This is a genomic window from Aliivibrio sp. S3MY1 (genome assembly GCF_028765575.1).
Classification (GTDB): Bacteria; Pseudomonadota; Gammaproteobacteria; order Enterobacterales; family Vibrionaceae; genus Aliivibrio.
Genome location: NZ_JARACO010000003.1, coordinates 121703 through 148314, shown reverse-complemented (window position 1 = coordinate 148314; position 26612 = coordinate 121703). Strand labels below are relative to the sequence as shown.

General features: G+C 39.4%; 23 protein-coding genes and 1 pseudogene. 9 read left to right on the top strand and 15 right to left on the bottom strand.

Annotated features, from left to right (window positions below; translation table 11 throughout):
- Positions 1-55: 55 nt before the first annotated feature.
- Together PVK62_RS03470 and PVK62_RS03465 are read right to left on the bottom strand one after the other, a co-directional pair.
- Positions 56-1438: an alpha-amylase family protein gene (locus PVK62_RS03470; protein ID WP_274444649.1), complete on the bottom strand. Its 1383-nt coding sequence runs from the start codon at positions 1436-1438 to the stop codon at positions 56-58.
- A 162-nt stretch (positions 1439-1600) separates the two neighbouring features.
- Positions 1601-2074, bottom strand: a complete 474-nt coding sequence (locus tag PVK62_RS03465) for a LabA-like NYN domain-containing protein (protein ID WP_274444617.1) — start codon at positions 2072-2074, stop codon at positions 1601-1603.
- Between the two features lie 94 nt (positions 2075-2168).
- On the opposite strand from PVK62_RS03465, the gene PVK62_RS03460 reads away from it, so the two are divergent.
- Both PVK62_RS03460 and PVK62_RS03455 read left to right on the top strand, forming a co-directional pair.
- Entirely contained in the window at positions 2169-2627 is a 459-nt protein-coding gene (locus PVK62_RS03460; RefSeq protein ID WP_060990765.1) for an RNA methyltransferase, read from the top strand.
- A 34-nt stretch (positions 2628-2661) separates the two neighbouring features.
- Positions 2662-3639 (top strand): phosphotransferase, encoded by a 978-nt coding sequence (locus PVK62_RS03455; protein ID WP_274444619.1) that lies wholly within the window; start codon positions 2662-2664, stop codon positions 3637-3639.
- Between the two features lie 203 nt (positions 3640-3842).
- On the opposite strand, the gene PVK62_RS03450 is transcribed toward PVK62_RS03455, so the two are convergent.
- Complete coding sequence (locus PVK62_RS03450; protein ID WP_274444620.1) at positions 3843-6113, bottom strand: DUF2971 domain-containing protein; 2271 nt, start codon at positions 6111-6113, stop codon at positions 3843-3845.
- A 259-nt stretch (positions 6114-6372) separates the two neighbouring features.
- Complete coding sequence (locus tag PVK62_RS03445; RefSeq protein ID WP_274444652.1) at positions 6373-6570, bottom strand: hypothetical protein; 198 nt, start codon at positions 6568-6570, stop codon at positions 6373-6375.
- A 331-nt stretch (positions 6571-6901) separates the two neighbouring features.
- On the opposite strand from PVK62_RS03445, the gene PVK62_RS03440 reads away from it, so the two are divergent.
- Positions 6902-8389, top strand: coding sequence for an oligopeptide:H+ symporter (locus PVK62_RS03440; RefSeq protein WP_274444622.1), 1488 nt, complete (start codon positions 6902-6904; stop codon positions 8387-8389).
- Positions 8390-8530: 141 nt separating this feature from the next.
- On the opposite strand, the gene PVK62_RS03435 is transcribed toward PVK62_RS03440, so the two are convergent.
- Entirely contained in the window at positions 8531-10534 is a 2004-nt protein-coding gene (locus PVK62_RS03435) for a sensor domain-containing phosphodiesterase (protein WP_274449338.1), read from the bottom strand.
- A 354-nt stretch (positions 10535-10888) separates the two neighbouring features.
- Complete coding sequence (locus PVK62_RS03430) at positions 10889-12931, bottom strand: prolyl oligopeptidase family serine peptidase (RefSeq protein WP_274444625.1); 2043 nt, start codon at positions 12929-12931, stop codon at positions 10889-10891.
- Between the two features lie 438 nt (positions 12932-13369).
- Between PVK62_RS03430 and PVK62_RS03425 the strand changes: the two genes are divergently transcribed.
- Positions 13370-15322: a BCCT family transporter gene (locus PVK62_RS03425; RefSeq protein WP_274444627.1), complete on the top strand. Its 1953-nt coding sequence runs from the start codon at positions 13370-13372 to the stop codon at positions 15320-15322.
- Between the two features lie 119 nt (positions 15323-15441).
- Here PVK62_RS03425 and PVK62_RS03420 read toward each other — a convergent pair whose 3' ends face one another.
- The 7 genes and pseudogenes from PVK62_RS03420 to PVK62_RS03390 form a co-directional block, all read right to left on the bottom strand.
- Positions 15442-16155, bottom strand: coding sequence for a sulfite exporter TauE/SafE family protein (locus tag PVK62_RS03420; protein ID WP_443111756.1), 714 nt, complete (start codon positions 16153-16155; stop codon positions 15442-15444).
- A 111-nt stretch (positions 16156-16266) separates the two neighbouring features.
- On the bottom strand, positions 16267-16806 hold the full coding sequence (locus PVK62_RS03415) for a YaeQ family protein (RefSeq protein WP_274444629.1): 540 nt from the start codon (positions 16804-16806) through the stop codon (positions 16267-16269).
- 106 nt (positions 16807-16912) lie between these two features.
- Positions 16913-17812, bottom strand: coding sequence for an N-acetylmuramic acid 6-phosphate etherase (murQ, locus tag PVK62_RS03410; RefSeq protein ID WP_274444630.1), 900 nt, complete (start codon positions 17810-17812; stop codon positions 16913-16915).
- A gap of 220 nt (positions 17813-18032) precedes the next feature.
- Positions 18033-18293: a hypothetical protein gene (locus PVK62_RS03405; protein WP_274444632.1), complete on the bottom strand. Its 261-nt coding sequence runs from the start codon at positions 18291-18293 to the stop codon at positions 18033-18035.
- A gap of 65 nt (positions 18294-18358) precedes the next feature.
- Positions 18359-19252, bottom strand: coding sequence for a DnaJ C-terminal domain-containing protein (locus tag PVK62_RS03400; RefSeq protein WP_274444633.1), 894 nt, complete (start codon positions 19250-19252; stop codon positions 18359-18361).
- A 186-nt stretch (positions 19253-19438) separates the two neighbouring features.
- Positions 19439-19639, bottom strand: a pseudogene (locus tag PVK62_RS03395) (outer membrane lipoprotein-sorting protein); the annotation flags it as partial.
- 138 nt (positions 19640-19777) lie between these two features.
- Positions 19778-20245 (bottom strand): methyltransferase family protein, encoded by a 468-nt coding sequence (locus tag PVK62_RS03390; RefSeq protein WP_274444634.1) that lies wholly within the window; start codon positions 20243-20245, stop codon positions 19778-19780.
- Between the two features lie 71 nt (positions 20246-20316).
- Between PVK62_RS03390 and PVK62_RS03385 the strand changes: the two genes are divergently transcribed.
- From PVK62_RS03385 to PVK62_RS03365, 5 genes are all read left to right on the top strand, one after another.
- Complete coding sequence (locus PVK62_RS03385; protein WP_274444636.1) at positions 20317-20661, top strand: YajD family HNH nuclease; 345 nt, start codon at positions 20317-20319, stop codon at positions 20659-20661.
- Between the two features lie 86 nt (positions 20662-20747).
- Positions 20748-21665 carry a 1-aminocyclopropane-1-carboxylate deaminase/D-cysteine desulfhydrase gene (locus tag PVK62_RS03380; protein WP_274444638.1) on the top strand — a complete coding sequence of 306 codons (918 nt, stop codon included), beginning with the start codon at positions 20748-20750 and terminating at the stop codon, positions 21663-21665.
- A gap of 35 nt (positions 21666-21700) precedes the next feature.
- Positions 21701-22552 (top strand): class A beta-lactamase, encoded by an 852-nt coding sequence (gene bla, locus PVK62_RS03375; protein ID WP_274444639.1) that lies wholly within the window; start codon positions 21701-21703, stop codon positions 22550-22552.
- A 50-nt stretch (positions 22553-22602) separates the two neighbouring features.
- Positions 22603-23100, top strand: a complete 498-nt coding sequence (locus PVK62_RS03370; protein ID WP_274444640.1) for a peptidylprolyl isomerase — start codon at positions 22603-22605, stop codon at positions 23098-23100.
- Positions 23101-23192: 92 nt separating this feature from the next.
- Positions 23193-24098, top strand: a complete 906-nt coding sequence (locus tag PVK62_RS03365) for a glucosaminidase domain-containing protein (protein ID WP_274444641.1) — start codon at positions 23193-23195, stop codon at positions 24096-24098.
- 71 nt (positions 24099-24169) lie between these two features.
- On the opposite strand, the gene PVK62_RS03360 is transcribed toward PVK62_RS03365, so the two are convergent.
- Positions 24170-25375, bottom strand: a complete 1206-nt coding sequence (locus tag PVK62_RS03360; protein WP_274444642.1) for a NupC/NupG family nucleoside CNT transporter — start codon at positions 25373-25375, stop codon at positions 24170-24172.
- Between the two features lie 286 nt (positions 25376-25661).
- Positions 25662-26597: a LysR family transcriptional regulator gene (locus PVK62_RS03355; RefSeq protein ID WP_274444643.1), complete on the bottom strand. Its 936-nt coding sequence runs from the start codon at positions 26595-26597 to the stop codon at positions 25662-25664.
- Positions 26598-26612 lie beyond the last annotated feature (15 nt).

Genomic DNA, 26612 nt, shown 5'->3' with positions numbered 1-26612 from the left:
GATACATTATCCACCTTTTTATGCCTGTCTCTTATAACTTCAATTCTGGTAATAATTAGCGTGAAAACAACAGATAAGAGTTTGCAGGAATAAAGAATCGAAGGTTGCCCTGTTGAGGAGCATAATAAGTGTGTGACGTTCTTTCTAGCCACACGACATCCGATCTTACTCGCATATTCACTTCAATGTTATGACCCGATTTATTTATCGCTACGATACCACTCACTCCTCTCTCAAAGACCAAGTGATCATCACTGGCTACTACATGCCTCTGTGATTCTCGATACATATCATGATGAAAAGCCATCAGTGTTGCCATGCGATCAGAGCACCACTCCTCTTTCCATCGTGCTTCACCTGCGCTGTTTTTGATGCCACTGACATCGAACTCAGAATAGATCAGAGGAATGCCGCCATCACGCCCGAACAAATACGCATAAGCAAGCCACTCATTTGCCTCACTCATCACCAAAGACTTAAACACTTGGTTATTTGGTATATCATGAGTGGTCGCAAAGGTAATCGCTCGTAGTGGAGACATTGCCATCCCATAAATGTATGGGTCAATTAAACTGGTTAGAGAGCCATTTTTTTCTAATGCTTGATACAACGTATTAAACAATGGGAAATCATAAGCGCCTAACTTGGTTTCTTGTAGATATGGGTTTAAAAAGGTTTCGTACTCTTCTTTAGTGGCACCACCATCGGTAATGATCTCTCCAAAAATATGAATATCATGAGTGATCTCATCATCCCACACTTTGCTAAGGTGCTCTAAACTCATGTGCTTGGCGGCATCAATACGAAAGCCTTTCACACCAGTCTGTTTTAACGCCTTTAGGTATGAACGTTGCTGCTCAATAACATGATCATTATCCGCTAACGTTGGTAACCCCGGATCATGAGGCCCACCAGAGATCCGGCCGTTCTGCACTTCCCACTTATCGTTCCAATTCTCAATACCAAAAGCTTCTACAAAGTCATTTTCAGAAAACAGCGGCTGAGATAAATCACCAAACAGTTTTAACGCTTCATACTTCTCAGGGTAACGAGCGTAATCCTCTCTGTCCCATTGATTTGGGTATTCTAAATCAGCTCGAATGTCTGATTCATTGGCCATGTGATTGAACACCACATCCACATAAACCCAAATATTAAACTCAGTTAAGCGTTCAACCATGCGTGTAAAATCAAGCGTATTGCCAAGAGGATTATCAATAAGGCGATAATCTTGTGGTTGGTATCGCTGCCACCACTGGGTGCCAGATGGCAAGCTTAATGATTTCATTGCAGGAGAGACGAGTACAGAGCGATAACCCAAACGAGCAATCAATTCAGCTTGCTCTGTGATGTGTTCATAGCGCCAATCGAAAGCATGCAGAATGACATTACTCATCGCTGGCACTTCAGCTGAATGGCATTGTGTTTGTTGGTTCATCATATTTCATCCATTACATAACATCATTCAATTATAAAAAGTTCCCATTTCCCTTCCCTCCTCCCTTAATCGATAAAATCCGGTAGGAGATCTTAGGCGTAGAAGAGAAAGATAAGCAGTACTCTATAACGATACCGTAAAGGATACTAATGATAACTCACTCTATAATAACAAGTTATCTTCTATTGGAATAAAACGGTCAGCGGCTTCTATAAGGGAATTAGCGGTCAAATTTTGCACGCCATACACTTCAACTTCTTTATTAAAACGTGACTGAATTCGCTTAACGAGTAAGTCAAAATCCCCATCGCCAGACAATATCACCACAATATCCGCCTGCTCCGCCATCTCTATTGCATCAAGAGCAATACCTACATCCCAATCGCCTTTTGCTGACCCATCACGACGCTGAATAAAAGGCTTAAGCTTCACATCAAAACCAATACCACGAAGGATATTATGAAATTGCTTCTGCTTATCATCACTGCGCGCAATCGCATACGCATTAGCCCCAACCACTTTACGGCCATCAGTCACTTTTGCCCATAATGCGTTGTAATCAAAATGACGCTGGTAAACATCACGCGTGGTGTAATAAATATTTTGTACATCAACAAGAATCGCAACGGTTTTCATATTTCGCCTTCCTAGGAAATTATCCAATGAGTCTATATGAATCCCTTTAATTTAGGTATACTTCGCGCAAATTTTGTATTGGAAAGACGGTAAAATGACTAAAGGCTACTCTTGTATTGGATTGGTAAACCCAAAAACACCTGAAAACGTAGGCTCAGTAATGCGAGCGGCAGGCTGCTATGGCGTAAACTCGGTATTCTACACGGGCAGACGTTACGATATCGCTAAACAGTTTTGTACGGATACAAAAAGCCAGCATCTTAACGTGCCATTGATCGGCGTTGAAGATCTAAAAGACATCATTCCTTTAGATTGCGTGCCTGTTGCTGTCGATCTTATTGAAGGCGCAAAACCGCTGCCAGATTACAAGCACCCACCACGTGCGTTTTACATTTTTGGCCCAGAAGACGGTACATTGAAAAAAGAGATCACCGATTTCTGTCGTGAGACGATTTATGTGCCTACCAATGGCTGCATGAACTTAGCTGCTGCTGTTAACGTGATCATGTATGATCGCATGGCAAAAGGCGAAAACTTCTCCAACCATAAATAATCTACGTTAAGCTAGATGAATAAAGGAACTCGACATGTTTGATTTATCACGTATTTCGGGTTTCGAAAACGCATCAATTACCCAAACCGATACCCTACAAACCTTGTGGGGCGGCTATGGGGAATTGGTGCGTTTGCATTTAACCCATGCCCCGACCTCTTCTATTATCATTAAACAAATCACCCTACCCAAGCCTAAAGTTCACCCTAGAGGTTGGAATACGGATTTATCACACCAACGTAAACTCGACTCATACCAAGTAGAGCTCAATTGGTATCAAGATTACGCCAATGCAGTTTCTGCTCATTGCCCTGTGCCGCGCTGTTTATACGTAGAGCAGCGTAATAACGAGCTAATCTTGGTATTGGAAGATTTAGCGACCTGTGGTTTTCCAATCGTAAAAACGGGACCATTACAAACCAGCACCTCGATAAATGAAACCAAAGCCTGCTTAACGTGGCTGGCAAACTTTCATGCCGCCCACCTTAATGTTGAGCCTATTGGCTTATGGCAAACTGGCACCTATTGGCATTTAGATACCCGCCCTGATGAGCTTGAAGCCTTAACGGATTTACCATTAAAACACGCGGCCGTTAAGATTGATGAAACCCTTAAAAATAGCCGCTATCAAACCTTGGTACATGGTGATGCTAAGTTAGCAAACTTCTGTTTTTCTGAAGATGGTAAACACGTCGCTGCGGTTGATTTCCAATACATAGGAAAAGGTTGCGGCATGAAAGATGTGATTTTATTTATTAGCAGTGTGATTATGCCAGAGCAATGCGCAGAGCTTGAAACTGAGTTGCTGGATCATTACTTTACTCAGCTTAACACCGCCCTATTGCGTTTAGGTCACACCAAGGCAAGTAACGATATTGAGCAAGAGTGGCGACCATTTTTCAGCGTTGCTTGGGCTGATTTTCAACGCTTTGTAAAAGGCTGGAGCCCAGAGCATTGGAAGATTAATGGGTATACTGAGGGGCTTAAAGAAAGAGCGTTGAGGGTTTTGTAGGGAAAGGTCGCATCGGAGCGATTTTTTTGTGTGGGTTTAGTGGCTAACTTATTTTTGGACATAAATCATTTTTACACAACCGAATATTAGTAAATAATGAATAACTACAGGCATTGTAGATGCCTATTTTGAAGCGCAAGCGTTAAACTCGCGCTGATTATGCTATTTCTGATTAGTGGGATGCTTGGTTTGTTTTTTGTGTATCAAACCCCCATTGTTGGCGAATGTATCTCCTTATACTTCAATGCAAATATGTTATCTTCTGAAATGTAGGCCTGTCTTAAAATCACTGGAGGTTCGTGATTTTTTTTGTTTCCGTTGATTAAGGTCACTATATTTTCGACCAGTTTTCTCTTATCATCAGGGAAATCGCACCCTAATGTGATACTGCAAATTTGAGCATTGATTTTGCTACGATCAGTATTTGGATAGTCAAAACTATCAAAGCACACCTTATCCTTACCACTAGCGAATATTCTAACTTCGCTTTCGTAAGACCAATCTTCATTTTTAGTTAGAAGATGTTGATTAAAAATATATGAGTCTTCTTCTATTTTTCTTTTAAAATCATCAGAGTAGCTGACTTGCTCTATACCGACCCCACAAGGAAACTCTCCATAAAACTGATACTCGACCATTATACCTTTATGTTCTTGTGCATAGTGAGACCACATCAACATAGAATTATTATTATTAGAAAGAGAACAGATACGATAGTTTGAATCTATAAGGCTATTTGAATTAAATTTGCTCAATTTTGGTAGTTCAATTGGGTCATTTAACTGTTTTTTTGACGCCAGATAGAAGTACTGATTTGTAAGTGCATCAATACTATTAATATTAAAAGGTGAGTATTTAAACAATCGACCTGTTTTAGCTGTAAACGTATGCCACTTGAACTGATTAACTAGATCGATATTGAACCTTAAGCGTAGCTCTTCATACTCCTCTTTTGTGATTTCTATTTCGGGAAGTCTTTCTATACAACTAACATAATTACCAATAATAATGTAATCGTAGTCTTTCGATACATACATTAACTCTAAGGCAAGCTTGTAGTATTCAAAAGCACGATTCAGTTCATTTTTCCGCTCATGGCAGACGCCTAGACAATTGTATGATGCCATTGTCGGTTGGTTGTTGGTGTGAAACTCAGTGACACTTTCAATTACGAAATCAAATTCATTGCACTCTATACCTAAGTTGTACAAACGGAGAAAATCATCGCCATTCATATCACTATTTGACAATTTGACTTTCATATTGACTAGCTGTGCTTCGTAGTATGCATTATTCCATTTAGTCTTTACTGACTCTAGGTCATTTCTTAAATGCTCAAAGATAGAATGCTTGATTAGATCAGAATCAAATGCTTCCTTCACTTGTTGGTATATTGCCCACCCATCAATACTGCTGTCTACGTGCTTTTTTTCTAAAAATAGTTGCTCTAATCTATCAATCTTATGTTTGCATCTAACGGCTTGATATAAGGTTTTAGATTCATCTCGCAAGCCATCTGCCCTTTCATTAATAAGCTCTAAGGCTTGCTTGTTCGGGGACTTCTTTAAAAACGACAGTGCTAATAAGTAATACAGGCGCCCATTAACATCAGTTCGGTAATGAATATCGTCTTTAGGTGCCTCTTCATGATAAGTAAGCACATCTTCATATTCGGCAGCTTGAAATGCTTTTTGTATTAACACTCCCCTCGTAGGGTTTGGTTTACCTTTCAATGATTCCGTAACATATCCTTGATATATGCCTTTTTTGTCATTGCCTAAAAATTTATCAATCTCCCAATAATAAAGCTTTGCCAACGCAAACTCCTTATTGATTAAGCCTCGATTGAAATATTCCTCAATAATTTCAACACTTACAGTACTCATCATTTCCATCAAGGCTAAACAATCTTCAACTTCTTCAAGATAGAAAAGAACAAAAATAAGCATATCTTTCTCGCACGTCACTCTCTCATCCTGAATAACAGATTTGATCAATAGCCAGTCTTCATGGGAGAAGTGTGAAAAAAGATTGCGGTGGTGACTTAGGTTATGGATCGTGTTAGCTAAAAGTTCAAATTGCTCGTTACCATAATCAAGCGTCAATGAATTGATACACGAATCCTTATCGTTATCTGTAATGAATAGCCCCGAATGAGCATAGGCATTGTTTGGATCAAGTTTTATAGCATGCCTATAGAAACTAGATGCTATGTGACTTTCATTGATGAAACTATATATCTTATGCGCTGTATCTCCAAGGTAGCAATAAGCAGAAGAGTCATTCTCGTGTCGTGAGGATATTTCAGAAAACACATCATCTAAATTTTCTTGCTTTAAATACTGGATAAAGTAATAAAACCCTAGATACCATTCATTTTGATGAGATCGCCAACATTCGTCTAAAAATGTTAGTTTTGAAAATTCTTGTTTTTTGATCCATTCGATGATCGTCTTTTCGTCAATATTAGTCATATAATCCATTTAGTTAACGTTAACTACGATCAAGATTATGAAGGTAATCTAAAGTGAAGTCACTGGGTTTATAATAGATTAACGATATGCATATACGTATCATGAAACAAAATGACTTCCTTCACTATTCCTAGTGATTCATTCACGAAAATTATCTCCTAGTTTTACATAAAAAAACTCCCCAGCACAAAGTACCAGAGAGTTTTATTGCAAATCTAACTTTTACTTTAGCTCTTAATCTAGCCACAAGCTAACCTAATTAGCTAACTCGCTTGGTTACTGCCTTTGGTTTATCAACTTCCGTCAATAGAGCTTTAAGTAGACTTCCACTGCCAAGCAACAGAATAATGGTGAATGGCATTGTTGCAATAATGGTGATGGATTCCAGTGCTTGAATAGATTCAGTACTACCTGTTGTCATGCCATTAATAACGATAGAGATACGCGCTACGAACATACCAAGGCCTTATACATCAAGAACTCTATCTTTATGCGCGTTAGAAAACATCCATTATTGATTAGCAAATCTAATTCACTTCATCACATCAAAACAGAACAAAATCACACAACCAACACTAGGCATTAACCTTTCAGTAACTTACCAACCTAATTACCACTTAACTTTCTTGCTCAATTCAGCTTCCCTAATGGTTAATAATTAGAGTATTTAATCTAATGTGACATGAGTCACAGAGAGAAATGTCAAAACAAACAGATATCACGTTTTAATTTTTCAAATTGGTTTTTAATGCCGCCACAATTACAAAAAGCTAGGTGATATAACTAATATGGGAAATAAAATGAATATATTAAACCAACCAAAGCCATTTAAGATGATATTTTTCATTGAACTATGGGAGCGATTTGGTTACTACGGACTTCAAGGGATCCTCGCCGTCTACTTCGTAGATAAGCTTGGTTTTAGCATGCAAGACTCTTTTGTTACCTTTGGTGCATTTGCTGCTTTAGTTTATGGTCTTGTCTCTGTCGGTGGCTACGTCGGTGATTATGTTCTAGGTACAAAGCGCACCATGGTTTTTGGTGCTGTCGTTCTTGCTCTCGGCTATTTTTTAATGGGATTTTCAATTTTAAATCCTAACTTTATCTATTTGGCTCTGGGGGCTATCGCGGTTGGTAATGGCTTATTCAAAGCAAACCCATCAAGTCTACTGGCTAAGTGTTATGAGAAAGGCGATTCACGCTTAGATGGCGCATTTACCCTTTATTATATGTCAATCAACATTGGCTCTTTAGTTTCGCTTTCTCTAAGCCCTGTTATCGCTAATAATTATGGCTATGAATACGCATTTATCATCTGTGGTTTGGGTCTTATCGCTAGTTTATTTAGCTACTTTTCATTGCGCAGTACAGTGCAAGGAATTGGCTCTGAACCTGATGATCTGCCTCTCAACAAAACCAAAGCGCTTATCGTTTTAATTGGTACGATTGCATCGACCCTTGTGTGTGCATGGCTATTGCAAAACATCATGATGGCGAACTTAGCACTCGCTCTAATCGGTGTTGGTGTGGTTGGCTTCTTCTTAAAAGAAACCTTTAAAGAGACAGGTGAACAACGCAACAAAATGATTGTGGCTTTCATTCTTATGCTGCAAGCGATTATTTTCTATGTGTTATATGCTCAGATGCCAACATCACTTAACTTTTTTGCCATTAATAACGTCCACTCTGAGTTGTTTGGTATTGATATTAACCCTGTTAGTCTACAAGCATTAAATCCGTTCTGGGTGATTTTCTGTAGCCCTATATTGGCTTACCTATACACTTACTATGGAAACCAAAACAAAGACTTATCTATGCCAGGTAAATTTACTGTTGGCATGTTTATGTGTGCTTTTGGTTTCTTATCAGTAGCTGCGGCTGGTAATTGGTTTGCAGACCAAGCTGGTATGGTTTCTGTTTGGTGGATGGTATTGGTGTACCTATTCCAAAGTTTAGGCGAGTTGATGATCAGTGGTCTTGGCCTTGCGATGGTGGCGAGTTTGGTTCCGCAACGTTTAATGGGCTTTACGATGGGGGCATGGTTCTTAACTCAAGCTGCTTCATTCATCATTGGTGGTTACATTGCAACATTCAGTGCAACTCCTGAGCATCTTACCGATCCTCTAGATACTCTGCCTGTCTATACTGAACTGTTCCAAAATATCGGTTTTGTTACTCTAGCGGTTGCTATCGTAATGGCGATCACCGCACCTAAATTAAATAAGATGATGACAAGCTCACAACCAAAAAACGCTGAATTGGTTGAACAAGCATAAGCATTTTTAGCTAAGTTAACTGACAAAAAAAGCAGAATGAATTTTAATCCTCATTCTGCTTTTTATTATCCCTATAATTAGGTTTGTTAGTCCTTAGTCAAGATTCTCAAATACGCCTTAAAACAGGTGTCTATTATCACCTTATTGGCCATTAATTTGAGACAAGAAGTCAACTAAGGGTCTTGGCTTCGCTATCCCATATCCCTGAGCATAAGTGATATCAAGTTCCTCTAAAATATCCATATGCACTGAGGTTTCAACAAATTCTGCAACGGTCTCAAGTGCGAGCTCCTTCGCCACTGAGCTGATTGAACTCACAATCAATCTATCGATTTCATTGCTTGGTAAATCTCGTATAAATTCACCGTCAATTTTCAGAATATCTAAAGGAAGCCTACGTAAATAAGAGAAGCTCGCATAACCTGTACCAAAATCATCCAAGGCGATTTTAGCGCCTGCTTTTCGTAGTGTACTGATCGTATCTATCGCTTGCTGCTCATTTTGTAGTGCTGACGACTCTGTGATTTCAAAGCAGATCTTATTTAAGGGAATGTGGAACTTACTCGCCATTGCTAATAGGTTCTTTGCCAATGATGGATTACCCAAAGATTTCGCTGTCAAATTAATCGCACACTTAGAAATTATCTCCCAGTCACCCACTTTTTCATTAAGTAGTTTGAAGGTGTTATAAACAACCCATTGATCAAGACGAGTTTCCAAACCAAACTGCCCGATAAGAGGAAAAAACTCTGATGGATGCAGAACATCCCCATCGTTTAGCTTAACTCGTACAAGAACTTCAAAGCTATGCTGTTTTGAGTTCTTGTCAGTAAGGTTACAGTAAGGCTGACAATTAAGTTCAAACAAGTTATTTTTAAATATATTTTGAATATAACTCAAATTACTAACTTGTTCTTCAAGCAAAGGGGCTTCTACCCAATTTAACGGGGTATCAATCAAACAAGGCTGATCACATAGATGTGAAATAACATGTTCAATGCTCATCTCATTGGTAACGTTAATGAAATGAAGCGTAGGATCAACGAGGCCAATAGAGGTGTTGCCTCTATAAAACTGAAAACTATCTAAATAGTCAGTCATTTTCTTGAATTTATCTTGAGTCGCATCGCTCTGCTGGCAAAAACCTAGAATACCTAAAGAAAAAGGAGGCCTATAGCAGCGTTCTATGTAGCCAAAATTATTCAACTGTTTCTGTAACTGCTGAATTAATAACGTCTGACCCTCGTGCCCAATGTCACTAATTTTTGACAGTGTTGGTGTTAAATTAAGATATATGAGTACGACTTTATCTTTATTTTTAATGTCGTCTTTCAGTTGCGTAATGTTAAATAAACCTGTGTAGGGATCAAGGCGCTCTGAGCTGATTTTCTCCTGCATTATTTCATGATTACGTAGCACATAGTAAGCAAGACGATAACTCAGCATAATTATAATCAGCATGATAAGTTGAAAACCATAGAAGTTACTATCAAGCAGTTGCTGACTATTAACTCTATCTATATTGACAAAATTAATCGCCAATGACGTTAACGTACTAATTACAAGTGGTAATAACAGGCCGTGCTTCCCGATCCCTGTTCCTATAATCATAAATACAATCAGGCAGATAAAGGTAAGCTCAATATCATTAGCAAAAACAAAACCACACAACAAAGGTATCAAGCTTAACGCTAGCCATAGTTTAAAGCTAATATCACTAGGTTTTGACGAGCGAATTTCTCTATCAAATTTGATGTGATTTTTACTAGAGTGATTACGAACAAGTTCGACACAAAGTATTAAAAATGGTACTAAGGTCAATAATGTAACCGCACTTCCCAACATAGAGTATGCTAAGAATTCCACTGAGATATGTTGTTTTTCCGTTACATAGCTGATAGCTACAAATGCAGCCGAATTTAACAGTGGAAATAATAATCCAAACAAGAAAAAGTAAATGGACAGTAAAGATGAAATAGAACGATTACCCTTTCTAAACTGGTTAAAAATAGCAATAATTAAATAGGGAACTAAAGGGATCGTTACTGCTAAAATTAGTGACGTTGAGAGATCTCGCCCACTGTAAAGGTAATAACTGCTCAATGCCGCGAATATAGCAGGCGCAGCCTTCCAGTCATATCTCATAAAACAAACAACCATGGTTGCAACAACAAATGAGATGACCTGATAATTTTCAAATTCAATTGAAAAAAATGATGAACAAAAATAGCTTATTAAAATTGCAAAAAATATATTAAATGAGAAAATTATTGTCGTTGGGAATGTCCAGATATTTGATTGCTTCACAGTTCCATCCAAAATGTAGTCATGTACCTATGATAAGCGATCTTTGTAAGTAAGCGTATTATATAATTACGAATTTAAGTAATTATCTGCTTCTAAACCCTCAGTGCTACGTTAATATACAAAAACAGAATGACGCGTAATGCCCATTCTGCTTTTTATCATCACTCTATGTATTGTATTCTTAGCTTACAACTAAAATGACTTAAACGGATTCACCTGCATATTATTCAGCGTAAACGCATACACATCCGCCATTAAATCCATTGATTTTGAAATTGGCATACCTGCGCCATGACCTGCGTTTACATCAATGCGAATTAATACAGGGTTATCTCCTGATTGCTTGGCTTGTAGCTCGGCAATGAACTTATAAGAGTGCGCAGGAACAACACGATCATCATGATCAGCGGTGGTTACTAATGTCGCAGGATATTCTATGCCCTCTTTCACGTTATGCACTGGCGAGTAGTTTCGTAAATACTCAAACATCTCTTCACTTTGTGCTGATGTGCCAAAGTCGTACGCCCAGCCCTCACCAGAGGTAAACGTATGGTAGCGAAGCATATCTAATACACCAACCGCTGGCAGCGCGACTTTAAATAGTTCAGGACGTTGAGTCATACACGCGCCAACCAATAACCCCCCATTTGAGCCACCACGAATTGCCAAATGTGACGAGTCGGTATAACCCATATCGATTAAATATTCCGCAGCGGAAATAAAATCATCAAAGACATTTTGCTTTTGCTGTTGAGTCCCTGCGTTATGCCACGCTTTTCCATACTCTCCGCCACCACGAATATTGGGGATAGCATACACTCCACCTAGCTCTAACCAACTGGCCATTACGCCACTAAAGCTTGGTGTTAGACTGACGTTAAAGCCACCGTAGCCATAAAGAATGGTTGGATTGGTGCCATCAAGCTCAATGCCTTTTCGATAAGAGATAAGCATTGGAACTTGAGTGCCATCTTTTGAGGTATAGAACACTTGCTTTGACTCAAACTTCTCAGAATCAAAAGGCGATGCTGAAGCTAAATATAATTCGGTATAGCCTGTTTTGACATCAAATTGATAAATCGTTGGTGGCGTAACATAATTAGTAAAAGTGAAAAACAGATCCGTTTGCTCTCTTTTGCCTGAAAATCCTGTCACTTGCCCTTCGCCCGGTAGCGCAATTTCTCGTAATAAATTACCTGAAAAATCGTATTGCTTTACTTGGCTAAGAACATCAACCATATACGTTGCAAATAAGGTTCCTCCACCAACGCTAATATCTAACGGTTGGGGCTGCTCTGGAATAACATCTAACCAATCAGATGTGACTGCATTATAAGAAACAATCTTACCGTTTGGTGCATTTAGGTTGGTGTACATTAATAAGAGCGAGTCATTATTTTCAATTACGTAAGTATCTGAATCAGTATGATCTACTACGGTGATTCGAGTGGGGTTCTCGCAACTTAAACGCTCAAGATAAAGTTTATTTCCAGAGGTCGAGGTCGCGGCTGATATAACCAAATATGCATCGTCTTCTGTGGTATAGCCACTCACATAGCGGTGCTTCTCTTCTTCTGTGGCACCAAACACCACAACATCGTCAGTTTGTGGTTTGCCTATCTCATGAAAGTAGAGCTTATGCTGCTCGGTTCTGGCGGATAATTCGCTGCCCTCGGGCTTATCATAACTTGAGTAATAAAAGCCTTTTGAACCTAACCATGAGATGTCGGTAAATTTAGCATCGACAATTGGTGCTTCAATCTGCTCTTTAGTTTCTGTATTTAATACGAATATTTTGCGCCAATCACTGCCCGCTTCTGATATTGAATAGGCAACTAATGAGGTGTCTTTTGAAAAACTAACCGAACCTAAAGAGGTGGTTCCCTCTTCACTAAAAGTGTTTGGGTCAAGAAAGACGTCTATCTCTCCGCCTTCTTTTGAGCGATATAAGACACTTTGATTTTGTAAGCCATCATTTTGGTAGAAGTAAGTGTAATCACCACGCTTGAATGGCTGTGATGTTTTTTGGTAATCCTGACCTTTTGCGATTAAAGCGCGAATATCATCACGAAAATCGACATGAGTAAGATAATCAAAGGTGACTTCATTTTGTTTATTTACCCATGCTTCTGTTTCTTCGCTTCTATCATCTTCTAACCAACGATACGGATCAGCGATTGCATGAGAAAAATAGTGGTCAAGTGTTGAGTCTTGTTTTGTGAAAGGATAGATCATGATGCATCCTATTTATAATTAATTGTCTGTTTGTAGAATACGCTCATTAAAAATAGGAATGCAACTTTTTGATTGTCTAAGCCTAGTTATTGATACTTCAAGCATTACGGTTCTATTTATAGAGATATTTAACCCATTAGCGCGTTTATTCGTCAGCGTGTTTTGGGCAATGATATATTATGAGACATGCGTCACACTTTTTGTCAAATGAAGAAAAAAGTTTGTCGACATATTGAAGAATTAGCACTATTTTAACAAAAATCCATATCTATCTTGATTTGGACAATTGTTGAGCGCTACATTACTCAAAAAAGCCGTCCGCATATACTATTTAGACTCAATTAATTTTAAGTTAAACCCGTCTGGTCCCCTCAGTATGGGGGAGTTGTTAGTGTGCGTACTTAATAATTGACTCTGTATTTATTGCGGATAATAAAAATGAAAAAACACTTCGAGCTTATCGATAAACCCACTTTTTTCGGCGCAATATTTTTGCTTTGTGCTGTTGTAATTCCTTTACTGGTATTTCCAGAAGAAGGGGCTGCGTGGATTGCCGTTGCTAAAACATTTATGACCGACAAACTAGGCTTTGCTTATTTAGCTCTAGGTTTGGCCGCATTTTTCTTCATGATCTATATCGTTTTTTCTGATATCGGTCAGATCAAACTGGGTGACCCAGATGAAAAACCTGAATTTGCATTAGCGTCTTGGGCGGCAATGCTATTTTGTGGTGGCATCGGTGCAAGTATTTTGTACTGGGGTACTATTGAATGGGCATACTACTTCCAAAACCCACCGTTTCAACTAGAAGCTGGCAGTGAAGAAGCAATTCGTTGGGCTGCGACTTATGGCCTGTTCCACTGGGGTCCAATTGCTTGGTGTATCTATATGATCCCTGCAATTCCAATCGCTTACTTCTTCTATGTGCGTAAACAACCTGTACTAAAAGTCTCTGCTGCTCTTATGCCTGTTATTGGTGAAGCAAACAGCTTTGGTAAGTTAGGTAAAGTCATTGATGTACTGTTTATCTTCGGTTTATTAGGCGGCGCGGCTACAACCTTAGGCTTAGCAGCACCACTGATTAATGAAGGTATTAGCTACCTATTTGGTATTCCAGCATCAACTGGCAGCCAAATTGCAGTACTTATGGTTTGTACCGCTATCTTTGCTTACTCATCGTACATGGGCATGGACAAAGGCATTAAGATTTTAAGTAACATTAATTTCTGGGGTGCATTAGGTTTATTGCTGTTTGTATTGGTTTGTGGTCCAACCATCTTCATGTTAGAAACAGGTCTAGATTCAATCGGTCGTATGCTGTCTAACTTCTTTGTGATGGCGACTTGGGCTGAACCTTTTGGTGGTATGGGTCCTTTTGCAGATACTCACTTCCCACAAGATTGGACTATTTTCTACTGGGCGTGGTGGCTAGTATTTGCACCAAGTATGGGTCTATTCGTAGCTCGTATTTCACGCGGTAGAACGATTAAGCAAATGGTTTCTGGTGCGATTTTCTTCGGCTCTCTGGGCTGTTCAATGTACTTCATCATTCTAGGTAACTACGGTTTATCTCTGCAGTTATCTGGGGAGTTAGATGTGGTAGGTATTCTAAATTCCGAGGGGGCGACTCGTGCCATCTTCGCTACTTTAGAAACACTGCCGTTTAGTACTTTCGTTATTGCTTTGTTTACCTTGTTATGTGTGATTTTCACCGCGACAACGTTTGACTCTATCTCTTATATTTTAGCGTCAGTAGTACAAACTAACGTGACTGAAGATCCAATGCGTTGGAACCGTCTGTTCTGGGCTTTCACTCTATCATTTATGCCATCAGCATTACTGTTTATGGGTGGTTTGGCTACATTACAAACAGCAGCAATTGTTGGTGGTTTACCATTATTAGTTATCGCTGTAATGCTAATGATCTCTGGTGTTAAAGCGGCAATGCTAGACTTATCACACCAAGATGATTACGTAGATCCTGTTATCAACATTTCTGACTTACCAGATGTTGATCCTTGGAGTAAAGAAGGCCAAGCATTGGCTCGCTTTGAGCAACTACGTGATAACGCAATTGAAGCAGCCGATCTTGAGCGTGAAGCAAACGACGCAATCTGGATGCTGAAAAAGCAGTTACGTAAAGAAGCATTAGCACGTGGTGAATCAAGCGTTGATTTAGGCGATGCTCCAGATGAGATCATTGAGAAATTACGTCAACTAACGGATGATTCAATGAACGCTAAAGATGCGAAGCTAGCGGCGTCTGAGCTTGCTCAAGAAGCGCGTGTTGTCTTTGATGACCTTATGCGTCAAAAAGTCGAAGACGAAGCACAACAAGCAAATGAAGATGCAAAACTGGCGATTAAAACAAGATTGAACTCGCCAAGCTAATCTACCTTTGTGGTTAATGTCTGCATTGTATATGCAGGCATTAACCCTTTTCTCTTTATCTCTTTTCTCTTTTCTCTTTTCTCTTTTCTCTTTTCTCTTTTCATTAATGTATAAAACCGCTATCTCATTCCTAACACAATCGCTGCCACACCCGATATTGAACACATCACCAAAGACACTTTTCTGATCGTCTCTTTATCTATTTTATCCACGACTTTCATCGCGACTAAGTAGCCAATGTATGACGCTGGCAATAACGGTAAAGTTAGATATAAATGACTCAAGCTCATGTACCCAGCAGGTACTTGAACCGCCAATGAAATAACGCTGCTCACCACAAAGAAAGCGGATAAGTTAGCACGAATTAAATTCGCCTCTTGATGTTGTAATAGCAGCGCCATTGGAGGGCCACCAATGCCTGAACTAGTACCAAATAGGCCAGAGAAAAAACCCGCAATCGTCATTCTTGAATTATTCGGCTCAATACGAAACGGCAATAAACTAATAACAACGGCAAGTAGTACGACAACACCAATCCAAAGTGACAGCAGTTTTGCATCTACATAATAAAGTAATAAACCACCACATATAGAGCCTGGAATTCGGCCCAAAAAAGCATAGCCTAAGCCACGAAAAGAGACATTTGCTTTGTATTTATAGGCATTAATGATGGATAAAAATAAGCCAACAATCACGATGGGTGCAGGTACATAGTTTGGAGAGATTAAAAATAATAGTGGCGCAGTAACAATGGCTAAGCCAAAACCAATGGCGCTTTGCACAAATGAACCCATAAAAATCAAGATCATTGCAAAGAGTAAACTAAGATCCATCAATGGTAGTTCCATAAAAAATGCCTTCTGATTATTAATATAAAACAGAAGGCATTATGAACTAGATTCTAGAAAGGAAATAGCAGTATTACACTCTTTGCCCTTTCATTATTATTCAACCGATTGCAGAGTTTCCCACGTCACTTCACAATCGCCTTTCGCTGCTGAGATAAACGCAGAATCACCCGTGATCATCACTGACATTTCCATCGTTCTTTCTAATAATGCAGAAAATGAGTGGATTTGCTCAGAATCAAAACGAACCACATCAACAGGATATTGTTTGTATTTACTTTCGTTCTGTTTCCACCACACTTCAGATTTTGAATTGAAGCTGTACACTTTAGTCACTTTTGACTGACGCGATGCTTTTTTCATACGCTCAGGATCAGGTTCACCAGCATCAATCCAAAGAGAGATCGTATCGTCGTATTCACGTACCCAAATATCAGGCTCATCAATCGCAGATAATCCTTTCGTAAACGTTAGACGCTCTTCTGCATTCAAACAAAATGCCAATACACGAGCCATCATACGCTCTTCACTTTCTGATGGATGCTGAGCGATGGTTAAGCTTACTGAATCATAATGATCACGATTCATGTCTGTTAATGCGACACGAAATTTGTAGATGGTTGGTTTGATAGCCACTGGCTTTCCTAACTATTTGAGAATTGGGAGCATTGTACGCTATTCTTGTTGGTTAGCTAGGCATAAAAAAGACCTCACTGTGCTACCTGTGAGGCCTTAGCGATTATTAGTCTAAAAGTGCATTGCGAATAAAGCCATTATGTTTTGCTAACTTTGCTTTCGCGCTTTTTGCATCTAACCCAGACAAAACCATTAAAATGGCTGTTTTACAGTGATTATTACATTGAGATAACGCCTCAGCTGCTTCTGTTTCTGGGCAGCCTGTCGCTTCTATTACAATATTCTTTTGGCGTTGTACTAATTTTGCGTTGGTTGCTTCTACGTCAACCATTAAGTTGCCAAATACTTTACCGGTACGGATCATCGCCCCTGTCGTTAACATATTTAAAACCAATTTTTGAGCCGTTCCAGCTTTCATACGAGATGAACCAGTCACAACTTCAGGGCCCACTACTGGCGTCATGTTAATGTCTGCCAAGTCAGTCATTGGGCTATTTGGATTACAGCTTAATGTTGCAACTGTCGCCCCAACTGATTTCGCGTATTCCATTGCACCAAGAACGTAAGGTGTACGACCACTCGCTGCGATACCTACTAATACGTCTTTCTCATTCAGGCCGAGACCTTGTAAATCTAAAGCGCCTAATTCACGATTATCTTCTGCGTTTTCTACTGCTTTTAGAATCGCTCTATGACCACCAGCAATTAGACCAACCACTAAATCAGGGTTAGAACCATAAGTAGGAGGACATTCACTTGCATCTAAAATACCTAAACGACCAGATGTGCCTGCACCGGTATAGATTAAGCGTCCACCCGATTGAAATGCGATTGCAATAGCATCGACCACTTCTGCGATTTGAGGAAGGATAGCTTCAACAGCTAAAGCGACTTTTTGATCTTCTTGGTTAATCACTGTCAGCATTTCAACCGTTGACAACACATCAATATTTTCACTGGCTTGATTGCGACTTTCTGTTACTAAGGTAGTTAGATCAATTTTCATAATTAGGTTTTCTTCCAAAAGATAAATTCTCAATTCCAATGGTTGCTATCATAAAGAATAAAAAAATCACAGCCAAGATTATTCTAAATGTCCAAAATAGATGCATCACCATCGTTAAAAGCTCCATTGGATTTGAGCATATAGCAAGGTACTTGGATTTTCTCCAAACACGCTATCGCTCTATCCATCAAAATATTGTACAACAGCAATTAATTGCCAATCATCGGCCAATGAGTAGGCGATTACGCATACCCAAATTCACGCGTAATTGATCATTAAATCGGAATTCAAAATTAAAACGTTGATGAACGATGTTATCAAAAATAGTCTCGCTAGAATTAAAGATGGTGCTGGTTGCCATGTACTTAACATAGCCGTTTAAATCCCAACTTTTTTCTGGGGCTAAACCGGGAATTTGAGCCTGGCTCGATAAGCTAATAGGCAATAAAAAAGGCACGAACCGTGTGAATATTTTCTTCATTAGTTCATGCCCCCTTAGTGATACCTATTCTAGATAAGTATCATGTCTGTTTAATATTAATCAGGTTACGACAGTTCCCTGAACTTTATTAACAGTTCTTTCTGCTCTTCAGTCAGATTCGTCGGTGTCGCCACAGTAATAACCACCATTAGATCACCCGTCGCTCCTTTACGGCTCTTCACGCCTTTTTCTTTCATGCGGAATTTACGGCCGCTTTGAGTTCCTGCTGGTACTTTTAATTTAAAGCGACTTTCTAGGGTTTGGATCTCAACTTCACCACCCAATGCAGCTGTCGCAAAGTTGGTCGTTACTGGGCAAATTAAATCATTACCTTCACGTTTTAAGTGTGTGTGCGGACGCGTATTAATCTGAATTAATAAGTCACCCGCTGGGCCGCCGTATGCGCCTGCTTCGCCTTTGCCAACAAAACGAATTTTCTCACCATCTTCAATACCTGCTGGTACTTTAACGTTGATTTTTTTGTTTACGCCATTGACTGGTAATTCAATAACTTGCTCACAGCCGTTAATCGCCTCTGCAAATTCAACCGTTAGGTTAAATTGACGGTCTTGCCCTTTTTGCGCACGCGGTTGACGATGCTGAGAAAACATATCTTCAAATCCGCCGCCGCCGCCAAAACCACCACGCGAACGGCCGCCAAATGCGCCACCAAAAATATCTTCGAAACCGCTGAAGCCTTGGCTATGACCACCGCCAAAACCACCGCCACCATTTTGGAATGCTGAATGACCATAATCATCATACTGACCGCGTTTATCGGCATCAGTTAGAATTTCGTAGGCTTCTTTTATCTCTTTAAATTTGTCTGCCGCTTGCGCATCATCCGGATTCTTATCTGGGTGATATTTCATCGCAAGACGTTTGTATGCTTTTTTGATCTCTTTTTCTGTGCTGCTTTTGGAGACACCAAGGACTTCATAATAATCACGTTTAGACATGACTTAACCTCGTCAATGAATAGAAACAGACATAAAACGGAATCGCTTATGCCTTCTTAAATAAATCTAATCAACGGAGTTTATGTCCTATCAGATTAAGGTCAAGATCTATCTCACAAAATGGGCAGTTATTGTTGTTTATCTTCTTTCAGTTGTCCATCGTCAAATACCATAACCCCTCTAAGACATGCTCATGCTGCGTGTCCAATCAGGACGTATAATGTTCATGGTTGATTCTGTATAACGTGAATTCCCACGCATTTGAGCATCTGATTTTTCGACTATTGCATTTGCACTTAACTCATCTGCTGCAAATACATGACCTACTACGCCGAAAAACGCAAAAAACAGGACTATTTTAATCAATAATTTTATTTTATGTTTCATATCACACCCCAGCCATGATGCTTAATTTATAAACACATAATAAGATATTTCAGCTTGATTTTTCGTGACCTCTAAGACGAAATTATTCAAATCTCTGCCATAGAAATGTCAGGTTCGCTTCATTGCATTTATGACAAATTAAAACCAGCGTTTAACTTGATTTATGTAGTCAATAAACTCGTCACCAAAAAGTGTAACCAAGATTTTTTCTTCTGGTTCGATTTGAAAACGGTTGATATACGCAACAAAGCTAAGCGCACTCACCAAACCAAGTGGGTGTTGGGTATAAACCACTGAACTGAGTAAAATAAGCAAGAGACCGAGGTACATAGGGTTACGTGTGTATTGATAAATACCCGTATTCACAAGCGATGAGCTGTTTTCTGGTTTTAATGGATTTACTGTAGTTTTAGCGTCTCTAAACTCTTTTACACCCCATAACGACACGCCCCCACCAAGTGCGATTAAACTAATAACAAGCACATAAGTTAGCCAAGGTAAATAAAACAGATCAAACGGCAGTATTTTATCAAAACCAAATACTGCCGCCGTAAATAGCAGCATGACTAACGGCGGAGGAATTCTCAGTTCTAATTTTGATAGCATTTATTCTCCTTAAAAACGTGGTATATTCTTTCCATATAATTATTGTATTAACTTTAGCAGTCGAGATTTATATGTCATCTGATTTTTATGGCTCTAGTGCCACTTATGCCCGTCAAGAAGTGGGTTACCGTGAAAAAGCATTAAAACTGTACCCTTGGGTTTGTGGTAATTGTGCGCGTGAATTTGTCTATTCAAACTTACGTGAGTTAACGGTTCACCATAAAGATCACGATCATACGAATAATCCAAATGACGGCAGTAACTGGGAACTTTTGTGCCTTTTCTGTCACGATCATGAGCATTCAAAATACACAGAGCATGACCAGTATGGCTCTGCAATTAAAGCGGGGCAAGACGATCACCAAACAGCGACACACAACCCGTTTGCTGATTTAAAAGCGATGATGAAGAAGTAATTTATACTCATTTATTTGTCAGATGACCTTTCAAATATCAGAAAGGTCATTACTCCCCCTTTCCCTTACTGATACCAAGCCTCATCATGAAAATCCAAAATAGCCCCGTAACTCAGCATCAATTTAATGGTGTCGATTTCTATTTGAAGCGCGATGATAAACTTCATCCTCAATTTTCTGGTAATAAAGCTCGCAAATTTATGGGCTTATTAGATGGTGATTTTCCTAATATTACTACGATCATTGGTTATGGTTCACCACAGGCAAACTCTCTTTATTCATTAGCAGCACTGGCACAATTAAAAGGCTGGCAGTTAGATTTTTACGTTGACCATGTTCCCTCTTTTTTACAAGAAAATCCAAAGGGAAATTACCGTGCAGCATTGGATCTTGGCGCAAATATTATCGCGTTAAATGAGACAGATAACGCCCAACTAGATAACGGCAGCACGCTAGGGATCTTAGATTACATTCAACAAGTTAGGCAGCCAAGCGAGCATGAATTATTTGTGCCTGAAGGCGGCCGTTGTGGTTTGGCTGAAAGCGGCGTAAAGCAATTGGCAGCAGAGCTTATTCAATGGAAGAAAGAACAGAGATTAGCCTCTCTAACCGTGGCTTTACCTTCTGGTACAGGAACAACGGCACTGTTTCTTCATAAACATTTAGAAGCCCACGATATAAAGGTAATTACTTGTGCCTGTGTTGGTGGAGATGCCTACCTTAGCGAGCAATTTTTAGAGCTTGGTGAAACCGAACATCCTGAGATTTTAACACCAACGAAAAAACACCATTTTGGAAAGTTATACCGTCATGATTACGAAATGTGGAAAACACTCCTCTTACAAACTGACGTTGAATTTGAGCTACTATACGACCCCTTAATGTGGCGCTGCTTGAATGATTGGATTCCAAATAACCTCAATCAAACATTAGTTTATATCCATCAAGGTGGTTTATTAGGCAATGAAAGTATGCTGCCTCGTTACCAACGAAAATTTGATTAAGCTATCTTTATAAAATATATCCTTTAGGAGTCATAATGAAACATAACACACTGCTTTTTTGCTTAACGTTACTCTCTCACTCTGTATTTGCTTCTTCTACATTAGAAACGGTTGAAGCCATTGAACTATCAAGCTCTAGTACTATCGGTATTTCAGTTCTAGATACCGCAACAAATACTACGTGGAGTTATAAAGGCGACCAACGCTTTCCAATGATGAGTACCTTTAAAACTCTGCTTTGTGCTCAAATGCTGTATAACTCAAGCAACGGCCTTTTAGATAAAGAAGCACTAACACGAGTGACTCAAGAATCTCTCATTCCATGGTCTCCCATCACTGAAAAGTTCATCGGTGAAACCATTAGTACAGAGAGCGCATGCGAAGCGACTATGCTGATGAGTGACAATACTGCGGCCAATATTGTATTAGCCCAAACAGGATCTCCAACTTCTCTCACGCTTTTCTTACGCTTAATTGGCGACAAAATTACTCGATTAGATCGTATTGAGCCGGAATTGAATGAAGCACAAGAGGGAGATGTAAGGGATACAACGACTCCAAATGCGATGACAAACACACTTAATGAGCTGTTATTTGGTCAAACCCTGACTCCAAAAGACGAGAAAACATTAAAAAATTGGATGGTAAATAATAAAGTTTCAGATCCATTATTACGTTCGATTCTTCCAAGAAACTGGTCAATTGCGGATCGCTCTGGTGCGGGTGGGTTTGGATCTCGTGGTATCACTGCTGTTCTATGGAATGAAAAGCGTGCGCCTATTATTATGTCGATTTATCTAACTCAAACGAATTTAGACATGGCTTCACGTAATCAAGTGATTGTGGAAGTAGGCAATGCGATATTCAAAGAATTCAACATAAACTAAGAAACTACGTATAATCTTTCCCAATTACTTTTTAAATAGACGTTAACTGTATGATTATTTTTACTACCAATTTCGGCGATATACACATTGAGCTACACAAAGAAAAAGCGCCGGTAAGCTCAAAAAACTTCTTAAAATATTGCCAAGATGGTTTTTACGAAGGCACTATTTTTCACCGTGTTATCAAAGGGTTTATGATCCAAGGCGGTGGTTTCACGGCTGATATGCAAGAAAAAGAGATGCGTGCCCCTATTGTTAATGAAGCGAACCGTGGTTTGAAAAACTTAAACGGTACTATCGCTATGGCGCGCACTGATGCCCCTCACTCTGCCACCAGTGAGTTCTTTATTAACATAGCTAACAACACTTTTCTTGATCACACTGCCACCACGAATGCTGGTTGGGGTTATGCGGTATTTGGTGAAGTGACGATTGGTATGGATGTGGTTAAGAAAATTGCAAAAATTAAAACTAAATCTATCGGTGAATTTGACGATGTTCCAAAAGAGAGTATTGTGATCGAGAAAGTGACGATTATTGAAGAATAACAGGGGCTTTGTTATCTCAATATAAACACGAATAACGGTGCTGGTTTAGCACCGTTTTCGATCCTATTAATATTAACAATGGAACTCTATTTATGTCTTTATCTAAAAAGTTAAAACATATCTCTGCTTCTTTGCTTTTCATTGCATCCTCTAGCACGTTTGCTGCTGATCTTCCTATTTCACCAGAGAAGCTCATCACCCCCTACCCTGAGATTAAAATCACTACACTTAACTCAGCTCAATCGCTTATCAAAGAGTTTAAACAGCATCAGTATCAATTGGCTAATGTTAGTAAAATAGATCAAATCCCGACGTTCTTTGTTGAAAACCTACCAAGCGATCTACATTCACTGCCTGTCCAAGAGAAGATTTCAGGATTTATTCGTTTATTACTGCCTACCATTATTGAGGTGAATAAACGCATAAGTGCGGTTAGAAATGACGTAATCGCGCTATCAAAGCAGCCTAAAAGTAAATGGACAAAAGAAGAAACGGTATGGCTAAATGAGTTAATGCTATCTTATGGCATTAAATCAAACAGCATTGATGAGCTACTTTTACGCCTAGATATTATTCCTGTTGGTATGGTTCTGGCCCAAGGAATTGATGAAAGTGGTTGGGGAACCAGTTATTTTGCAGTTAAAGGAAATGGGTTATATGGAGAGCACTTGTCTTCTAAGGGCGGAAAGTATTTAAGTACCCCTGGTGGACATGTAAAAGTAGCTGCATTTGATAACCTGTTCGCAGGAACTGCGCGTTACATGTACAACTTAAATACTACCTCTGCTTATAAAGATCTTTGGACTTTACGCCAAAAGCTAAGTGCAGAGGGAAAATTATCAGGCTATAAATTAGTCGAGTCTTTATCTCACTATTCTACTCGTGGCGACGCTTATGTTGAGAATTTACAATCTCTAATTAAGCATCATAAATTAGATAGTTTTGATCAGGTTACATTTGATAGCTCAACGCCGATTCGAGTGAGATTTGAGGACTAGGATCTAGAAAAAAATAAAGGTTGCGACTTTTTGATCGCAACCTTTTCTTTATTTGAAATTGAGCAATTAACTTAAAGTGACAAAATCACACCGGCAATCGCTGCACTCATCAAGTTTGCTAATACACCAGCAGTAATCGCTCTGAAACCCATTTTGGCAATGAATGGACGACGCTCAGGAACCAAACTCCCTAAACCACCAATCAAGATCGCCATGGTTGAGATATTGGCAAAACCACACAAAGCAAAGGTAACAATCGCAACAGAGTGTGGGCTTAGTTGGTCTTTCACTTCCATTAATTGAATGAAGGCAACAAACTCATTTACTACGATCTTATTTCCAATCAATGACCCCGCAAGGATCGCTTCATTCCATGGCACACCAAGCAAGAAAGCCACTGGTGCAAATAGATAACCAAGGATCAATTCAAAGCTTAATTTTAAACCAAAGACATCACCGACGTGGCCTAATAAACCGTTTAATAATGCAATGACACTCACGAACGCCAGTAACGTCGTACCTACTGCTACTGCAATACGTAAACCAGACATTGCACCATCCGCTAATGCTTCAAATACGTTTGTCGCGTGATCGATTTCTACCGAGGTAATTTCATCATCATTATTGGCTTCATCACCCGGTGGAACCATCATTTTTGCCATTAATAAGCCCGCTGGTGCTGACATAAATGCTGCTGATATAAGGAAGTTAAGATCCACCCCAAGAGAGGCGTAGCCTACCATAGTACCGCCAGCCACTGAGGCTAAACCACAGGTCATTACAGCAAAGAACTGAGAATCACTCATGTGCTTTAAATAAGGTTTTACAACAAGAGGGGCTTCTACCATGCTCACAAAGATGTTGGCCGTCGCAGCAAGTGATTCTGCGCGTCCTGTACCTAATAAACGCTGTAAGCCACCACCAATAAAATTAATCACTCTAGGCATGATACCAAGATGATAAAGCGCAGAAATAAGTGCTGAGAAGAAAATAATAATACCAAGCACATTAATCGCAAATACAAAGCCTACTTTTCCTGTCGCTAATCCACCAAACAGAAACGCAATTCCTTGTTGGCCATAATCAATCACGCCGGAAACGCCAGCAGTTACTGAATTTAAAACCTCTTTACCAGCAGGTACGTAAAGTACCAACAGAGCAAATAAGATTTGTAAGCCAAACGCCAAAGAGACCGTTCTTAAAGGAATATTACGGCGATCTGTCGAACATAAATAAGCAAATAATAAAATGGCAAAAATACCAAATAGCGATGTCATGATAGAAACCTGTGCTATCGAAAATAGAGCAGGCATTCTAATACGCAAAGGTTTGCGTGCAAGTCGGGGTTGCTAACACCCTGTTAATGAGATTTAGATCACACTTTATAGAAACGCTTAACTTATTGATTTATAAAATAAGAGCAGTGTATGGAAAGAGTATTGTTTCCATACGGAAAATATATTTATTTCAAGGCTGATAATAAATTTAACTCATTGATTAAAAAGACATCATTGCGTTGTATTTAATTTAATCAATGACAATATCGACCATATAATGCTTTGATTATAACTTAACCCATTTCATTAACGCTTTATCCCAATATGGCTGTTGACCAATATGCTGACGTAAGAAATCAATGGCAGCACTTATCTTTCTTGGCAAGTGTTTACGACTTGGGTAAACCGCATAAATTGGCATTTTTTGACTCGCTTTCCAGTCAGGTAAGAGCTGAATCAATTTGCCATCATTAAACTCATTGGTTAATAAATAACTGGCTAAATAGGCAACTCCCCACCCTGAAATAGCCGCGTCCCTTACCGCTTCTGCTAAGTCAACACGATAGTTTCCAGACACTTTGACACACAGCTCTTCATTACCTTTACTGAAATCCCAATTGCTGTAATCACGATGACGGCTCTGATACGTTAAGCAATTGTGCTCAGTGAGATCTTGAGGATGATGAGGCACGGCTTTATCTATTAAATAATCAGGCGATGCTGCCAATACAAAGTGCGAATCCGCTAAACGTTGAGCAACATACCCCTCAGGCAAGTCTTCAAAGTTTGTCACCCATAAATCCAATCCCTCTTTAAGCATATCTGCCCTGTGATCAAACAAACGAACTTCCACTTGTAGTTCAGGATATTGCTGACGTAACTTATCAATCGCAGGGATAATATGCATGGTGCCAAAAGACTGAGATAGCCCTAACCGCAAAATACCCGCAACCTCATCACGTTCATTATCCATGATGGCACTGGCTTCGGTCATTGCACTGTGCATTTTTTCGCAGTATAGATAAAACTGTTGCCCTGCATCCGTAAGAATGAGCGAACGTGTCGTTCTTTGAACTAATTTCACATTCAAGTTCGCCTCTAATACTCCCAGTTGCTTACTTACATGAGAGGTAGACACACCCATTTGTTTTGCGGCAGCAGTAAAACTACCCGCTTTGGCTAGGGCGTAAAATATCACCATTTGGCTGGCACGATCATGCATCTCTCTTGTCCTTTG

Bases quoted from the DNA above. Each gene is read 5' to 3' on its own strand.
- PVK62_RS03420 (WP_443111756.1), bottom strand. From the start codon at position 16,155: ATGGATCTTAGTTTACTCTTTGCAATGATCTTGATTTTTATGGGTTCA.
- PVK62_RS03465 (WP_274444617.1), bottom strand. From the start codon at position 2,074: ATGAAAACCGTTGCGATTCTTGTTGATGTACAAAATATTTATTACACC.
- murQ (WP_274444630.1), bottom strand. From the start codon at position 17,812: ATGAAAATTGATCTAACTACCTTAGTAACAGAAAGTCGCAATCAAGCC.
- PVK62_RS03405 (WP_274444632.1), bottom strand. From the start codon at position 18,293: ATGAAGAAAATATTCACACGGTTCGTGCCTTTTTTATTGCCTATTAGC.
- PVK62_RS03355 (WP_274444643.1), bottom strand. From the start codon at position 26,597: ATGCATGATCGTGCCAGCCAAATGGTGATATTTTACGCCCTAGCCAAA.
- PVK62_RS03460 (WP_060990765.1), top strand. From the start codon at position 2,169: ATGACTAAAGGCTACTCTTGTATTGGATTGGTAAACCCAAAAACACCT.
- PVK62_RS03385 (WP_274444636.1), top strand. From the start codon at position 20,317: ATGTCATCTGATTTTTATGGCTCTAGTGCCACTTATGCCCGTCAAGAA.
- PVK62_RS03455 (WP_274444619.1), top strand. From the start codon at position 2,662: ATGTTTGATTTATCACGTATTTCGGGTTTCGAAAACGCATCAATTACC.
- PVK62_RS03445 (WP_274444652.1), bottom strand. From the start codon at position 6,570: ATGTTCGTAGCGCGTATCTCTATCGTTATTAATGGCATGACAACAGGT.
- PVK62_RS03390 (WP_274444634.1), bottom strand. From the start codon at position 20,245: ATGCTATCAAAATTAGAACTGAGAATTCCTCCGCCGTTAGTCATGCTG.
- bla (WP_274444639.1), top strand. From the start codon at position 21,701: ATGAAACATAACACACTGCTTTTTTGCTTAACGTTACTCTCTCACTCT.
- PVK62_RS03430 (WP_274444625.1), bottom strand. From the start codon at position 12,931: ATGATCTATCCTTTCACAAAACAAGACTCAACACTTGACCACTATTTT.
- PVK62_RS03370 (WP_274444640.1), top strand. From the start codon at position 22,603: ATGATTATTTTTACTACCAATTTCGGCGATATACACATTGAGCTACAC.
- PVK62_RS03425 (WP_274444627.1), top strand. From the start codon at position 13,370: ATGAAAAAACACTTCGAGCTTATCGATAAACCCACTTTTTTCGGCGCA.
- PVK62_RS03380 (WP_274444638.1), top strand. From the start codon at position 20,748: ATGAAAATCCAAAATAGCCCCGTAACTCAGCATCAATTTAATGGTGTC.
- PVK62_RS03365 (WP_274444641.1), top strand. From the start codon at position 23,193: ATGTCTTTATCTAAAAAGTTAAAACATATCTCTGCTTCTTTGCTTTTC.
- PVK62_RS03450 (WP_274444620.1), bottom strand. From the start codon at position 6,113: ATGACTAATATTGACGAAAAGACGATCATCGAATGGATCAAAAAACAA.
- PVK62_RS03470 (WP_274444649.1), bottom strand. From the start codon at position 1,438: ATGAACCAACAAACACAATGCCATTCAGCTGAAGTGCCAGCGATGAGT.
- PVK62_RS03435 (WP_274449338.1), bottom strand. From the start codon at position 10,534: ATGAGATATGACTGGAAGGCTGCGCCTGCTATATTCGCGGCATTGAGC.
- PVK62_RS03400 (WP_274444633.1), bottom strand. From the start codon at position 19,252: ATGTCTAAACGTGATTATTATGAAGTCCTTGGTGTCTCCAAAAGCAGC.
- PVK62_RS03440 (WP_274444622.1), top strand. From the start codon at position 6,902: ATGGGAAATAAAATGAATATATTAAACCAACCAAAGCCATTTAAGATG.
- PVK62_RS03360 (WP_274444642.1), bottom strand. From the start codon at position 25,375: ATGACATCGCTATTTGGTATTTTTGCCATTTTATTATTTGCTTATTTA.